Origin of the sequence: Lysobacter sp. 5GHs7-4, assembly GCF_021284765.1 — a bacterium.
Taxonomy (GTDB): domain Bacteria; phylum Pseudomonadota; class Gammaproteobacteria; order Xanthomonadales; family Xanthomonadaceae; genus Lysobacter.
The window spans coordinates 987,724-1,002,111 of record NZ_CP089924.1 but is presented as its reverse complement, the minus strand read 5'-3'; the positions used below and the strand labels follow the sequence as shown (position 1 = coordinate 1,002,111).

General features: G+C 69.4%; 15 protein-coding genes. 5 read left to right on the top strand and 10 right to left on the bottom strand.

The features are described from left to right. The first annotated feature begins 111 nt into the window (after positions 1-111). Entirely contained in the window at positions 112-1,422 is a 1,311-nt protein-coding gene (locus tag LVB77_RS04280; protein ID WP_232908977.1) for an amidohydrolase family protein, read from the top strand. A 146-nt stretch (positions 1,423-1,568) separates the two neighbouring features. On the opposite strand, the gene LVB77_RS04275 is transcribed toward LVB77_RS04280, so the two are convergent. The 5 genes from LVB77_RS04275 to LVB77_RS04255 form a co-directional block, all read right to left on the bottom strand. Continuing rightward, positions 1,569-2,015: a DUF1801 domain-containing protein gene (locus LVB77_RS04275; RefSeq protein WP_232908976.1), complete on the bottom strand. Its 447-nt coding sequence runs from the start codon at positions 2,013-2,015 to the stop codon at positions 1,569-1,571. 91 nt (positions 2,016-2,106) lie between these two features. Further along, the gene (locus LVB77_RS04270) at positions 2,107-2,985 is read right to left on the bottom strand and encodes a hypothetical protein (RefSeq protein WP_232908975.1); all 879 of its coding nucleotides are present in this window, start codon (positions 2,983-2,985) and stop codon (positions 2,107-2,109) included. A 72-nt stretch (positions 2,986-3,057) separates the two neighbouring features. Then, complete coding sequence (locus LVB77_RS04265; RefSeq protein ID WP_232908974.1) at positions 3,058-3,942, bottom strand: DMT family transporter; 885 nt, start codon at positions 3,940-3,942, stop codon at positions 3,058-3,060. Between the two features lie 100 nt (positions 3,943-4,042). Next, a complete protein-coding gene (locus LVB77_RS04260; protein WP_232908973.1) occupies positions 4,043-4,582 on the bottom strand; it encodes a DUF1453 domain-containing protein in 540 nt (179 codons plus the stop codon). A gap of 243 nt (positions 4,583-4,825) precedes the next feature. Then, on the bottom strand, positions 4,826-5,881 hold the full coding sequence (locus LVB77_RS04255; RefSeq protein WP_232908972.1) for an NAD(P)-dependent alcohol dehydrogenase: 1,056 nt from the start codon (positions 5,879-5,881) through the stop codon (positions 4,826-4,828). Positions 5,882-6,024: 143 nt separating this feature from the next. On the opposite strand from LVB77_RS04255, the gene LVB77_RS04250 reads away from it, so the two are divergent. After that, the gene (locus LVB77_RS04250) at positions 6,025-6,507 is read left to right on the top strand and encodes a YajQ family cyclic di-GMP-binding protein (protein WP_232908971.1); all 483 of its coding nucleotides are present in this window, start codon (positions 6,025-6,027) and stop codon (positions 6,505-6,507) included. 6 nt (positions 6,508-6,513) lie between these two features. Continuing rightward, on the top strand, positions 6,514-7,056 hold the full coding sequence (locus tag LVB77_RS04245) for a DUF1415 domain-containing protein (protein ID WP_232908970.1): 543 nt from the start codon (positions 6,514-6,516) through the stop codon (positions 7,054-7,056). 226 nt (positions 7,057-7,282) lie between these two features. Here LVB77_RS04245 and LVB77_RS04240 read toward each other — a convergent pair whose 3' ends face one another. From LVB77_RS04240 to LVB77_RS04230, 3 genes are all read right to left on the bottom strand, one after another. Further along, positions 7,283-7,993 carry an HAD family phosphatase gene (locus LVB77_RS04240; RefSeq protein WP_232908969.1) on the bottom strand — a complete coding sequence of 237 codons (711 nt, stop codon included), beginning with the start codon at positions 7,991-7,993 and terminating at the stop codon, positions 7,283-7,285. A 66-nt stretch (positions 7,994-8,059) separates the two neighbouring features. After that, positions 8,060-8,761 carry a pseudouridine synthase gene (locus tag LVB77_RS04235; protein WP_232908968.1) on the bottom strand — a complete coding sequence of 234 codons (702 nt, stop codon included), beginning with the start codon at positions 8,759-8,761 and terminating at the stop codon, positions 8,060-8,062. Further along, positions 8,758-9,849, bottom strand: coding sequence for a class I SAM-dependent methyltransferase (locus tag LVB77_RS04230; RefSeq protein ID WP_232908967.1), 1,092 nt, complete (start codon positions 9,847-9,849; stop codon positions 8,758-8,760). The genes LVB77_RS04235 and LVB77_RS04230 overlap by 4 nt, the downstream gene beginning before the upstream one ends. Positions 9,850-9,975: 126 nt before the next feature. Here LVB77_RS04230 and LVB77_RS04225 point away from each other — a divergent pair, with 126 nt between their 5' ends. Both LVB77_RS04225 and LVB77_RS04220 read left to right on the top strand, forming a co-directional pair. After that, the gene (locus LVB77_RS04225) at positions 9,976-10,752 is read left to right on the top strand and encodes a hypothetical protein (protein WP_232908966.1); all 777 of its coding nucleotides are present in this window, start codon (positions 9,976-9,978) and stop codon (positions 10,750-10,752) included. Between the two features lie 20 nt (positions 10,753-10,772). After that, positions 10,773-11,030, top strand: coding sequence for a hypothetical protein (locus tag LVB77_RS04220; RefSeq protein ID WP_232908965.1), 258 nt, complete (start codon positions 10,773-10,775; stop codon positions 11,028-11,030). 35 nt (positions 11,031-11,065) lie between these two features. Here LVB77_RS04220 and LVB77_RS04215 read toward each other — a convergent pair whose 3' ends face one another. Further along, positions 11,066-13,561, bottom strand: a complete 2,496-nt coding sequence (locus LVB77_RS04215; protein ID WP_232908964.1) for an FtsX-like permease family protein — start codon at positions 13,559-13,561, stop codon at positions 11,066-11,068. Further along, entirely contained in the window at positions 13,558-14,325 is a 768-nt protein-coding gene (locus LVB77_RS04210; RefSeq protein ID WP_232908963.1) for an ABC transporter ATP-binding protein, read from the bottom strand. Before LVB77_RS04210 ends, LVB77_RS04215 begins: the two co-directional genes overlap by 4 nt. Between the last annotated feature and the right edge of the window lie 63 nt (positions 14,326-14,388).

Below are 14,388 nucleotides of genomic sequence, written 5' to 3'. Positions count from 1 at the left end.
TTTTTTGTGCCAGCCTCCGCCGCGCGACCCGCAACCGCGACGCCCTGCACTGCTGCGCCCGCGCGGGCGTGGCTACACTCGGCGCTTCCGCCCCTGCCGCGAGTGCCGCCCATGCGTCTGCCCGTCCTGCTTGCCCTGCTGCTGCTCGCGCTGCCCGGCACCGCCGCGCGCGCGGACGAAGGCGCCGCCACGCCCAAGCGCATCGCGCTGCGCGCCGCGCGCCTGGTCGACACCGCGCATCAGCGCGTGATCGAGCGGCCGCTGGTGCTGATCGAGGGCGACAAGATCGTCGGCGTGTCGGCCGGCGGCGAGGCGCCGGCCGGCGCGCAGCTGATCGACCTGGGCACGGCCACGCTGCTGCCGGGCTTCATCGACCTGCACGTGCACATCACCGGCGACCCCACCAGTGGCACCGGCAACTATTTCGAGGACATCCTCAAGCGCAGTCCGATCGACGACGCAGTGACCGCTCACCTGTACGCGCAGCGCACCCTGCATGCGGGCTTCACCACGGTGCGCAATCTGGGCTCGGGCGAGTACATCGACGTCGCCCTGGCGCGCGCGATCGAGCACCGCAAGCTGCAGGGCCCGCGCATCCTGGCCTCGGGCCTGGCGATCGGCGCCACCGGCGGCCATATCGACGGCAATACCGGTTTCTCCCCGTATCTGGAATTCCACAACGCCACCGGCGTCGCCGACGGCGTCGAAGCGGTGCGCGCCAAGGTGCGCGACAACGTCAAGCACGGCGCCGAAGTGATCAAGTTCATGGCCGGCGCCGGCGTGCTCAGCGCCGAGGCGTCGGTGGGTGCGCCGCAGTACACCCAGGAAGAAATGAACGCGATCGTCGACGAGGCCCACCGCTGGGGCAAACGCGTGGCCGCGCATGCGCATGGCGCCGAAGCGATCCGCATGGCGATCCTGGCCGGCGTGGACTCGGTGGAGCACGCCAGCTTCATCGACGACGAGGGCCTGCGCCTGGCCAAGCAGAAGGGCACCTGGCTGGTCATGGACGTCTACAACGACGACTACATCCTGGCCGAGTACTCGCGCCTGGGCTTTCCGCAGCAGATGATCGACAAGGAAAAACTGGTCGGCCGCACCCAGCGCGAGAGCTTCCGCCGCGCCGTGCGCGCGGGCGTGCGCCTGGGCTACGGCACGGACGCGGGCGTGTACCCGCACGGCGACAACCGCAAGCAGTTTCCGAAGATGGTCGAGTGGGGCATGACGCCGATGCAGGCGCTGCGCGCGGCCACCTCGGACGCGGCCGAGCTGCTGGGCTGGTCGGACAAGGTCGGCAGCGTCGAGGCCGGGCGCTATGCGGACCTGGTGGCGGTCGCCGGCGATCCGCTGGCCGACATCCACGCGCTGGACGCGCAGCCGGTGTTCGTGATGAAGGGCGGCGAGGTGGTGGTGGGGCAGTAAGGGGTTTGGAGCAAGAGCAAATCCCCCCTAGCCCCCCCTTTTTCAAAGGGAGGAACTCGTCGCGCTAGCTCGGGGCGCACGAAGGTTGCTGCCTTGGCCACCCCCTGTAAAAAAGGGGGGATTGAGGGGGATTTGCTTCTCAGCCCTCAACCCGGCGTGCGACTGGCCTCGTACATCGCGATGTACTGCTCCACCGACGTCGACGCCACGATCGCGGCGATCTCGTCCTGCAGCAGATCGTCCAGGGACTTGAAGCGCAGGCAGCTCTTGCCCATGTCCAGCTTGCGGCCCGCGCGCGCGTACGCCGCGCGCAAGCGCGTGTCGCGCTCGGAATCAGCGTAGACGCAGTTGAGGTACAGCGAGTAGCCGTTCTTCTGCGCGGCCAGCGCCGCGTAGCTCAGCGGCTGCTTGTTGTAGGTCTTGGGATAGCGCGCCAGCGGAATGTTCCAGCCGATCATGCCGAAGGCCATCTCCTCGACATAGCCGTCCGGCAGATGCGCGTTGACCAGATCGCGCACCGCCGCGACCACGGCGCGTCGTTCGGGCGCCAGCGCGGCCAGATAGGCGGATACGGTCGGGGCGGCGCTGCTCACCATGGCGCTACCGTACCCCTCTCCCGCGCCGGAGTGAAGCTGGCGGCGGGCGCGCCCCCCATCCCCGCGCCCGCCGCCATTGAACAGCGCCTCAGTCGCCGATGATGCGCAGGCCGAAGTACATCGTGGCCGACTCCACGTACTGCGCGCTGCCGCTGATGTTCATGCGCACCGTGGTCGGCTTCTTGAAGAACTCCTTGATCTGCGCGTCGCTCAGACCGTAGGTGTCGGCCAGCGACTTGCGGCTGATGAAGCCGGCGATGCATACCGCCGAGTCGCGCGTGCGCTCGGTGAAGGCCACGCCCGGCGCCAGCGGCACCTCGAACAGTTCCGACGAAGTCATGCCGGTCAGCAGCTTGCCGTTGAACGGCAATCCGGTGGTCGGGTCGATCAGGCCCGGCGTGGCCAGCACCGGATTCTCGACGGTCAGCGTGGGCGAGTAGCGCAGCCGCGCCAGCACCTGGTTCGCGGTCGGATTGGCGTAACGCACCGTCACCACCGGCGAGAACCAGTAGCACAGCAGCGACTGGGTGGACTTGCCTGGCAGGGTGATGTGGCCCAGGTCCTCGAACGCGAACGAGGTGAAGGCCGGCGCCGGATTGAGCACTTGGCAGCCGGCATCCGGATCGCTGCCCGGGCAGGTATCGGTGAGCTCCACCGACATGTCGGCCAGCCCCAGCCAACGCAGATTGCGGCCGAACGAATCGCTGTCGCCGACGTCCTCGTCGGTGACCGCGGCGGCGGAAATGGGCAGGCCGGAGATCGGCGCGATGGCCTTGGCGGCGCTGAGCGAGAGCTTGCGTTGGCGACTGCCGGCGGGGATGTCTGCGCCTTGCTTGACCGGTTCCAGTACGACCTGATCGACGGGGCGCTGATAGGCCCAGACCGTGGCCGCGGCGACTGCGCCGGTGAGCAGCAGCGCGGTCGCGACGCGCTTGCCGGTGAGAGAGTTCGTCCTGAACGTTTTCATCTAACCTGCCTGTATGTGGAGACAGACAGGCAAACGCGATCGCACCCCCGGTCCGGCCAGCGCCGGCCGCGATCAGGGGTGTTCGGACTCGGCGTGCACGCGTTCGCGGCGCAGCAGGTACAGGCCGCTGGCGACGATGATCGCCGCGCCGACCCAGGTGATTGCGTCGGGCAGCACGCCCCACAAGCTGAGGTCCAGCAGCACGCCCCACACCAGCGCGGTGTATTCCAGCGGCGCGATCGACGAGGCCTCGCCGAGGCGGAAGGCCTCGGTGATCGCGTACTGACCGAGGCCGCCGGCGATGCCCACGCCCAGGATCAGCCACAGGTCCGCGCCGCGGATCGCGACCCAGTCCGGCCAGGCCAGCGCGCCGGCACCGACTGCGATCATCGCCATCAGCCAGACCATCATCGCCTGGGTGCTGTCGGTGCGCGCGAGCAGGCGCACGGTGATCGCGCTGACCGCATAAGCCAACGCGGCGCCCAACACCGCCAATGCGGCCAGGCTCAGCATGCCCTCGCCGGTGGGTCGCAGCAGCACCAGCACGCCGATCAGACCGACCGCGATCGCGATCCAGCGGCGCGGCCCGACACGTTCGCCCAGCAGCGGCACCGACATCGCGGTGATCAGCAACGGTGCGACGAAGAAGATCGAATACGCGGTCGACAGCGGCAGCGTGCGCAGCGCGTACACGAACGCGGCCATCATGCCGACGCCCAGCACGCCGCGCAGCAGATGCAAGGGCCAGCGTATGCGCATCAGCGCGGCCGGGCCCGCGGTCGCCAAAGCCCAGGCCAGCACGAACGGCAGCGAGGCCGCGCCGCGCAGGGAGGCGACCTGGAACGGCGGGTAGTGGGCGGCCAGCAGCTTGAGGCCGGCGTCCATGGTCGCGAACAGGCCGACCGCGGCCAGCATGAACAAGGCCGCGCGGGTCTGACGCTTGCGATCGGCGCTCATGCGGCGCCGCCGCGCGTCGGCGCGGTCGGGTGGAAAGTGGGTGTCATGTCTACGGCCGGGGGGAGGCGATGGCCCATCTTGCCGGCAATCGCGCACGGCGTCATGGCCCGGATCTAGCTGTACGCCGATAGCGGCGACGCAGTCCCCAGGCATAACTCAGGTAGTGGCCCAGCACCATGCCGCCGACGGCGAGCAAACCTCCCTGGCGCGACAGCCAGACATCGCGCGCGTCGTGCTGTCCCGACAGATGCAAGGCCTGCCAAAGGCCGAAGCCCAGGCGCGCGGCGACCACCAGGGTCAGGCCCAGCACCAGCCAGCGATTGGGCGTGTAGTACAAGCCGCCGGGCTCGGCTTCGAAACGCGTCAGCGCCAAGCCCACCACGCCCAGCGCCAGACCCAGGCACAGACCGACCGCGGCGTAAACGGTGGCGTTGGCGATCCAGTGGCCGGCGATCCAGGCGCTGAAGAAGAACAGCAGCAGCGAGACGAAACTCGCGAACAGGTTCAAGGCGATCGCCCAGCCGATCGCGCGCCGGCGCGACTTGCCGTAGCGGTAGCGCTGGATCAACGCCAAGGGCAACAGCAAGGCCCACAGCAGGACCAGGGCGACGACGACCAGGGGGATCAGCAGAAGCTGCATGGGAGGAGCTTAGACGATCGAGGCGGTGGGCTCGTCCGCCTCGGGTGTATTGAACGACACCACTCAGCCGCCTCCCCACTCCGTCATTCCGGCGCAAGCCGTAACCCAAGTTTTGGGTTACGGCGACTGCGCTCGCCTGAGAGCGAAAGAGCGAAAGTCAAAATGGGTTCCGGCGTTCGCCGGAATGACGGGCTGGGGAATGACGGGATTGGGGAACGCAAACCAGGGCGTCTGCGCGTCCGCTTACGCCGCCCGTTCCAGGCTGGCGATGTCGATCACGAAGCGATAGCGCACGTCGCCCTTGATCATGCGTTCGTAGGCCTCGTTGATGCCGGCGATGTCGATCAGCTCGATGTCCGAAGCGATGCCGTGCTCGGCGCAGAAGTCCAGCATTTCCTGGGTTTCGGCGATGCCGCCGATCATCGAGCCGGCGAGGCGGCGGCGCTTGGAGATCAGCAGGCCCGCGGCCACCGGCGCCGGCGTTTCCGGTATGCCCAGCAGAACCATGGTGCCGTCGACCTTGAGCAGGGACAGGTAGGCGTTGTAGTCGTGCTCGCCGGACACCGAGTCGATGATGAAATCGAACGAGCGCGCCAGCGTCTTGAACACCGCCGGATCGCGGGTGGCGGCGAAATCCTGCGCGCCCAGCGCCAGCGCGGCGTCGCGCTTGGATTCCGAAGTGCTCAACACGGTGACGTTCGCGCCCATCGCCGCGGCCAGCTTGACCGCCATGTGGCCCAGGCCGCCCAGGCCGACCACGGCGACGCGGTCGCCGGCCTTGACGCCGTAGTGCTTAAGCGGCGAGTAGGTGGTGATGCCTGCGCACAGCAGCGGCGCGGCGCGGTCCAGCGGGATCGAGGCCGGAATACGCAACACGTAGTCCTGGTCGACCGTGATCCGGGTCGAATAGCCGCCGAAGGTGGGCGCGCCGCCGGCGCGCTCGCGCGAATTGTAGGTGCCGGTCATGCCCTGGTCGCAGTACTGCTGCAGGCCGTCGCGGCATTGCGGGCATTCGCGGCAGGAATCGACGAAGCAGCCCACGCCGACGGCGTCGCCGACCTGGAACTTGCCGACCTGGGCGCCGACCTGGGCGATGCGGCCGACGATCTCGTGGCCCGGCACCATCGGGAAGATCGAGCCGCCCCATTCGTCGCGCGCCTGGTGGATGTCGGAGTGGCAGACGCCGCAGTACAGGATGTCGATCAGGACCTCGTTCGGCCCCGGCTCGCGGCGTTCGATCGAATGCGGGGCCAGCGGCGACTGGGCGCTGGCGGCGGCGTAGGCGGCGGTCTTGAGCATGTGCGGGTCCGGACGGGGCAAGACCGCCAGTCTAGCGGCGCATGCGTAGCCCCGGCGTCAATGCGCCCGCAACGCTACGTGCCGTGGCTGCGCGCCTGCGCTACCCTTTACCTCCCCACCGCAGCACCGATCCGGATACCGCCATGCCCTCCTTCGACGTCGTCTCCGAAGTCGACACCCACGAACTCACCAACGCCGTCGACCAGGCTAATCGCGAGCTGTCCACGCGCTTCGATTTCAAGGGCGTGGAGGCCAAGTTCGAGCTCGACGACAAGGTCATCAACCAATCCGCGCCCAGCGAGTTCCAGCTGGAGCAGATGACCCAGATCCTGCGTCAGCGCCTGATCGCGCGCCAGATCGACACCCGCTGCCTGGAATTCGGCAACATCGAGACCAACCTGGCCGGCGCGCGCCAGAAGATCACCGTGCAGCAGGGCATCGAGCAGAAGCTGGCCAAGAAGATCGTCGCCGCGATCAAGGACGCCAAGCTCAAGGTCGAGGCCCAGATCAACGGCGACAAGCTGCGCGTGAACGGCAAGAAGCGCGACGACCTGCAGACCGCGATCGCCCTGCTCAAGTCCGGCGATTTCGAGCGCCCGCTGCAGTTCGAAAACTTCCGCGACTGAGCGCCCATGGACGCCGAAGCCGAGCCCATCGTCGCCACCCGCCGCTGGCTGGAACGCGCGGTGATCGGGCTCAACCTGTGCCCGTTCGCCAAGGCCGTGGTCGCCAAGGGCCAGGTCCGTTACGTGCTCAGCGCGGCGACCACGCCCGAGGCCCTGCTGGAAGAGCTGGCCTACGAGCTGGTGCGCCTGCAGCAGACCGAGCCCGACCAGGTCGACACCACCCTGCTGATCCATCCGCAGGTGCTGACGGATTTCCTGGACTACAACGACTTCCTCGACACCGCCGACGCGGCGGTGGAGGCATTGGAACTGGAAGGTGAGATCCAGGTCGCCAGCTTCCACCCGGACTATCAGTTCGCCGACACCGCCTACGACGACGTCGGCAACTGCAGCAACCGTTCGCCCTACCCCATGCTGCATCTGCTGCGCGAGGCCAGCGTCGAGCGCGCGGTGGCGGCGTTTCCGGATCCGGAGGTGATCGTGGAGCGCAATCTGGAGACCTTGCAGCAGCTGGGGATCGAGGGCTGGCGGAAGTTGCTGGCGCCTTGAGGGGTGTTTGCGGCGCGCGATCGCTGCCGGTCTCGGTGGAACGCAAAGAAGGAGTCGAGGTCTGCGGCTCCGTGGAGTAAGAGCAAATCCCCCCCGCCCCCTTTTTCAAAGGGGGGGAAACAGCGAGCATTCGCTCTTGGTCCCCTCTTTGAAAAAGAGGGGTTAGGGAAGATTCGCCTTTCGCTCCTGCGCCTCGGACAAAACCACCCGTCCGCGACGAAACAACTTACCGCTCCGCCACCGCCTCATCCCGCAGCCACGGCGCCAGCAACGCATGCGCTTGGCCCATGTCGGCGACAATGCGGTGCCCCAGCGCGCGCACCTCGTCGCTGGGCGCGACCAGGTCCGGGATATGGATCGGGGCCATGCCGGCGGCCAGCGCCGAACGCACGCCGGTCGGCGAATCCTCCAGCACCACGCAACGCCGCGGGTCCACGTCCAAACGCTGCGCCGCGAGACGGTAGATGTCGGGCGCGGGCTTGGGATGCGACACCTCGTCGCCGCCGACGACCAACGAAAAGTACGGCAACAGGCCGGCGCGCTCCAGCTTGTACAAGGCCCGAGGCCGGCGTGTGGAGGTGACCACCGCGATCGGCATGCCCTGCGCGGTCAGGCGTTCGAGCAGGGCGATCAGGCCCGCCTTCACCGGCAGACCTGCGTCCACGCGTACGTCGTACAACGCCTGCATGGCGCTCAACAAAGCCTGCACTTGCGCCTCGTCCAATCGCGTGCGCAACAGCGCATGACAGGCGCTGTCGTGCAGGCCGACCATCGACAGCCACAGGCCGTCTTCCAGCGGCAACGACAGATCCTGCGCCGCCTGCCGCCAGCATTCCAGCAAGGCCGCTTCGCTTTCGATCATGGTGCCGTCCATGTCGAACAGCACCGCTTCGGGTACGAACTCCAGCGCCGCGGCGCGCGTATGGTCGATCAGCATCGTGGGAGGTTCCGCAGGGCGATGACCCGCGACCGGGGCCGCGGACGGATAACGGCGGCGGCGCAATCAGCCGCCAAACAAGCGTTCCAGGTCGTGCGCGTCCAAGGCGCGCCATTGACCGGACGGAAGATCGTCCAGGCCCAATCCGCCGATGCGGCTACGGTGCAGCGCCTCGACGTGATTGCCGACCGCCGCGAACATGCGCCGCACCTGGTGATAACGGCCTTCGGTCAGAACCAGGCGCGCCCGACGCGGCGTCAGGGTGTCCATGACCGCCGGCGCCAGCGGCGTCTTTTCCGACTCCAGCATCAACGTGCCGCTGGCGAAGGTCGCGACTTCGTCGCCGCGCAGATCGGAAGCCAGCGTGGCTTCGTACACCTTGGCCAGATTGGCCTTGGGCGACACGATCCGGTGCAGCAAGCCGCCGTCGTCGGTGAGCAGCAGCAGGCCGCTGGTGTCGCGGTCCAGGCGACCGACCGTGGACAGCAGCGGCGAGCGCAAGCGAAAACGCGGCGGCAGCAGGTCGTAGACGATGCGGCCGGGATCCTTGGTCGAGCAGGTGTAGCCGGTCGGCTTGTGCAACATCAGCACCAGACCCGCCGGCGGGTCCAACGGCCGGCCGTCGACGTGGATGCGCTCGTGGCCGACCTGGTCGTCGGCGTACAGCACCTCGCCCTCGGGATCGGTGATGCGGCCTTCGCGGAACATCGTGGCGACGTCCTTGCGGCTACCGTAGCCGAGGTTGGCGATCAGCTTGACCAGCTTCATGCGCGCCCCTTGCGTGCGTGCGCCGGCGCCGCCTGCTTGACGGCTTCGACGATCTTGAACCCGCCCTGCTGCGCGACCGTGCGCACTTCGGCGAAACCGGTGTCCAGCGCCGCTTCGTACGGCAAGTGACGGTTGGCGACCAGCCACAGCCGACCGCCGGGATTCAGCGCTTGCGCCGCGACCTCGATGAAACGGCGTCCGATGTCCGGGCGTTCGGCGCGGCCCTGGGCATGGAAGGGCGGGTTGCTGACGATCATGTCGTAACGCCCGTCGACACCGGCGGTGACGTCTTGCCAGCGGTAGTCGATCGCGACCGCGCGCGCGGAGGCCGGCAGGCGCTCGGCGGTCAGATTGGCGCGCGCCAGATCCAGCGCGCGCGCTTCGGCCTCGTACAGATCCACCGCGACGATGCCGGGGCAGCGCGCCAGCAGCTCAGCCGCGAGATAGCCGTAGCCCGCGCCGAAATCGGCCGCGCGTCCGGCCAGCGTCGCGGGCAGATGCTCGGCCAGCAAGGCCGAGGCCGGATCGATGCGGTCCCAGGCGAACACGCCCGGCCGGCTCAGGAAACGCCCGCCCAGGATCGGCCGCACCGCGTCCAGGCCCTGCCACTGCGCGGCCAACGCCGCATCGGCGGGGCCGTCCAGCGGCGCGCTCCAGAACACCCGGCATTTGTTCTTGGACAGGTGCGCGACCGGGCCGACCAGCTTGCCCAGGTCGGCCTCGCCGGACTTCGCACCCTCGTCGTTGCTCAGGCAGGCGAGCACGCGCCCGCCTGGCGCGGTGCGCGCGACGGCGCGCGACAGCAGCGCGCGGGCTTCGTCGCGCTGGCGCGGCGGCAGCACCAGCACCAGCGGATAGCGCCGCTCGCCGTCGTCGCCGTCCAGGGTCAGGCCGGAGCGCTGCAGCGCGTCGGCCTGGGGTTTGAAGCTCTGCTCGCAGACCAGGCCGGGGCGCGCCTGCGCATGCAGCGGCCAGCCGTCGCGCGCGCGCAGGAACAAGGCGCCGCCCTGCGCCGGCCAGCTCAGCCGGCCTTCGGCGAACGGCAGGAACAGGGTTTCGAGTGCGTTATCGGCTGCGTCGGCGCGCACGGCGGTATCGAATGCGGTTCATCGGCGCCATTTTACCCGTCGCCAGGCGCCGACGCCCGTATCGCGACTGCGCCGCCTTCACGCCGACCCAGGCTACGGTGCGGGCCGTCCCCGAGGAGCGACGCCATGCGCCTGCTGGTCCTGCTGTTCGCCCTGTCGATGCCGCTGGTGGCGTGGTGGTCGCAACGCGGCGCGTTCGGCCCCGACAACGGCACGCTCTCGGACCGCTACCCGACCCTGCTGGTCGCCGCCGGCTACGCCTTCGCGATCTGGGGCCCGATCTTTCTGTGCGACATTTTGTTCGGATTCTGGCAATCGCGTCGGCGCGCGCACGATGCCACCCTGGCGCGCGTGCGCCCCGCCGCCGCTATGGGCTTCGCCCTGACCGCGTTGTGGATGCCGGTATTCTCGCAGCAATGGTTCTGGCTGGCGCTGCTGGTGATCTGGGCGGCGCTGGCCTGCGTGGGCCGGAGCGCGCTGATGCTGTCGCGCGATGCCGATCCCCTGCCCGGCCAGCGTTGGCTGGCCTGGCTGCCGCTGTCGTTGCACGCCGGCTGGCTGTCGCTGGCCGCGGTGCTGAACACCGCGCAGACCATCGTCGCCTACCGCCTGCTGCCCAGCGACGACATGCTGGCCTGGAGCCTGGTCCTGTACGCGCTCGCCGCCGCGTTGCTGTTGACGCTCAACGCGCGCATGCGCGGCAACTGGGCCTACGCGCTGGCCGCGCTGTGGGGCCTGGTCGGCGTCTATGTGCAGCAATCGCGCTCGCCTTTGCCGGGTGCGACGGTCGCGGCTTGGACCGCGCTCGCGATCGCCGTCGCGTTGCTCGCGCAAGGTTTTTGGCTGCGCCGGCGCGCGCGCGGCTTCATGCCGTCGCAACATCCGCGGAGGCATGCTGGATGAAAACTACGGGAAGCCCACGCATGCGAGCTCTTTTCATCGGCGGCATGGTCGACAACAGCGAACTCGACCTGGACGGCGAGCAGCCGCCGCGCCACTACCCCGAGAACACCGGCGGCGGCCGTCCGCGCTATCGGCTGCACCACACCGGCCGTCGCGACGGCGCGGTCGCCTACGCGGTGTACGCCGCGCCGGAACTGGCCGACGACGAGGTCGAACGCGTGGCGCAGGAGCGCGGCTATGCGCGCCGCTTCAACGCCGAGCCGCAGCCGGAAGCCTGACACCGCGATGCCGGCGGCCATGGCCGCCGGCATCGTCAGTTCTGCAGTTCGCGCAAGGTCACCGACGGCGGTGCGTCGAGCACGCGCCGGGTCGCGTACAGGCCGGCCAGCAAGGCGGCGATCAGGCCCAGCGCCGCGCCCACCGCGGCCATGGTCCAGTCCACCCGCCAGGGCAGATCGAACACGCGCGTGGCGATCACGCCGGCCAGCACCGAGGCGGCGGTGGCCGCGACCAGGCCCGACAACAGCCCGATCGCCGCGAATTCCGAAGCCTGCGCCAAGCGCAGCTGGCGACGGCTGCCGCCCAGCACGCGCATCACCCCGCCCTCGAGCAGGCGCTCGTCCTGGCTGGCGCTGACCGCCGCCATCAACACCAGCACGCCGGCCACCAGCGAGAAATAGAACACCACCTCGACCACGGTCGAGACCTGGTCGGCGGTGCCACGTACTTGCTTGAGCACGGCGTCGACGTCGATCACCGACAGGTTCGGGAAGCGGCCGACCAGATCGGCGGTGAAGCGCGTGCGCTGCGACGGGACGCTGACCGCGGTGATGTAGCTGGCCGGATAGCCGTCCATCGATCCGGGCGAAGCGATCACGAAGAAGTTGGGACGGAAGCTCTCCCAATCCACGCTGCGCAGACTGGTGATGGTGGCCTCGAACGGCTGTCCCGCGATGTCGAACGCGACGCGGTCGCCCAGTTTCCAACCCAATTGTTCGGCGAACCCCTCCTCCACCGACACCTCGGGCCGCGCCGGCTTGGCGCTGCCCCAGAACTTGCCGGCGGTGACGCGATTGTCGTCGCGCAGCGTCGCCGCCACCGACAGATTGAACTCGCGCTCGGCCAGGCGCTGCGCGCGCTCGCCTTGTTCGGCGTAGTCGGCGCCGGTCACCGCCTTGCCGTTGCGCGAGACCAGACGGCCGCGAATCATCGGGTACAGGGTGGGCTCGGCGATGCCCTGTTCGCTCATGAAGGCGCGCACCTGTGCGAGCTGGTCGTCCTGCACGTTGATGATGAAGCGGTTTGGCGCGTCGGCCGCCAGCGCGAGCTGCCAGCGGTCGAGCAGATCGGTGCGCACGAAGGTCAGCAGCAGCAGCGCCATCAGGCCCAGCCCCAGAGCCGAGACCTGGGCGATGCTGGTGCCGGCGCGGCGGCTGACGTTGGCTAGCCCGTAGCGCAGGCTGCCGCGCAGGCGCGAGCGCAGCCGGCGCACGGCGACGATCAGCAACCAGGCCAGCAGCGCCAGCACCGCCAAGGTGCCGGCGATGCCCAGCAGCATCGCCGTGCCCAGCGCGGCCGAACCGGCCTTCCACCACAGCAGCGCGGCCAGGCCGGCGAAACCGGTCAGCGCGACCAGCCAGGCGCTGGGTTCGGTGCTGTCCAGATCGCGGCGCAGCACGCGCAGGGCCGGCACGCGGCGCAGCGCCAGCACCGGCGGCGCGCCGAAGGCGAGCAGCACGACCAGGCCGACGCCGTAGCCCTGCAGCGCCGGCAACAGGCCGGCCGGCGGAATCGACAGCTTCAAGGCCTGCGACAGCCAGCCGCCGATCAGCCACTGCAAGGCGAACGCCAGCAGCACGCCGACGGTGGCGGCGATCACACCCAGCATCAGCAACTCGCCCACGTGCACGCCGACCAGGGTGCGCTGGCTGGCGCCCAGGCAACGCATCACCGCGGTGCCGGACAAATGGCGTTCGCTGTGGCGGCGCGCGGCCATCGCCACGGCGACGGCGGCCAGCACCACCGACACCAGCGCGGCCAGGCCGAGGAAGCGGCCGGCGCGATCCAGCGCGGAACGGATTTCCGGGCGCGCGTCGCTGATGGTTTCCAGACGCTGGCCGCGGCCCAGCGCGGGACGCGCGGCGGCGACGAAACGTTCGACCGCGGCGGCGTCGCCGGCGATCACCAGGCGATAGCGGATGCGGCTGCCTTCCTGGATCAGCCCGGTCGCGCGCACGTCGCCCAGGTTGAGGAAGACCTTGGGCGCGATGTTGAAATAGTCGAGTGCGGCATCGGGCTCCTGCACCACCAGCGCGGCCAGGGTGAAGCGCGCATCGCCGATCGCGATGCTGTCGCCCAGCGCGGCGCCCAGCGTGTCGGCGCCGGCGCGGCTCATCCAGATCGTGCCGCGCGCGGGCACGCCGCCGGCATCGCGCTCGCCGCCGCGGTCGGCAATGCGGAACGCGCCGCGCAACGGAAAGCCCTCGCCCAGCGCGCGCAGCTCGCCCAATTGCAGGCGCTCGCCGACGCGGATCATGGTTTGCAGTTCCATGGTCTCGGTGCGGCGCAGGCCGCCGGCTTGCGCGGCCTCGCGCAAGGCGCCGGCGATCGGCGCGTCGGCGCGCACCACCGCGTCGCCGCCCAGCAGACGGTTGGCCTCGATCGCCAGCGCGCGTTCGGCGCGGTCGGTGACGAAACCCACCGAAGTCACCGCCAACACCGCCAGCACCAGCGCGGCGAACAGGATGCGGACGTCGCCGGCCTTGAAATCGCGTCGCAGCTGGCGCCAGGCCAGCGAAAACGTCCTCACGGCACCAGCCTGCCGCTGTCCAGGCGCAGCATGCGGCCGCAGCGCTGGGCCAGGTGTTCGTCGTGGGTGACCAGGACCAGGGTGGTGCCGGCGTCGGCGTTGAGCTCGAACAGCAACTCGATGATGGCCTGACCGGTGTGGGTATCGAGATTGCCGGTGGGCTCGTCGGCGAACAGCAGCGACGGCCGCGTCACGAACGCGCGCGCCAGCGCCACGCGCTGCTGCTCGCCGCCGGACAACTGACGCGGGTAATGGCCCAGGCGCTGGCCCAGGCCGACCTTGGCCAGGATCGCGCGTGCCGGCGCCTCGACCTCGCGATCGCCGCGCAGCTCCAGCGGCAGCATCACGTTTTCCAACGCGGTCAACGACGGCAACAATTGAAAACTCTGGAACACGAAACCGACCTTGGCGCCGCGCACGCGCGCGCGTCCGTCCTCGTCCAGCGCCGACAGCGCCTCGCCGTCCAGGGCGACGCTGCCGCTGCTGGGCGTGTCCAGGCCGGCCATCAGCGACAGCAGGGTGCTCTTGCCCGAGCCCGAGGCGCCGACGATGGCGACGGTGTCGCCGCGCGCGATCTCGAAGCTCACGCCGTCGAGTATCGTCAGTTCCTCGCCGGGCAACGCGACGCGTTTGCCCAGGCCCTCGACCCGCAGCGCGGGCACGGCGGTCGCGGCCTCCGCATCGCGGCGCGCAGCCCCGCGTCGCGCGGGGTCACGCTGAATAGAACCGGCGCGTACGGCGTGCACTTGAATGGAATCGGCCATGATCGTCCTTATGCTTGCTCCAGAGACATCATCCGGAGGCCTTATTAATGACGCTTAATAAAC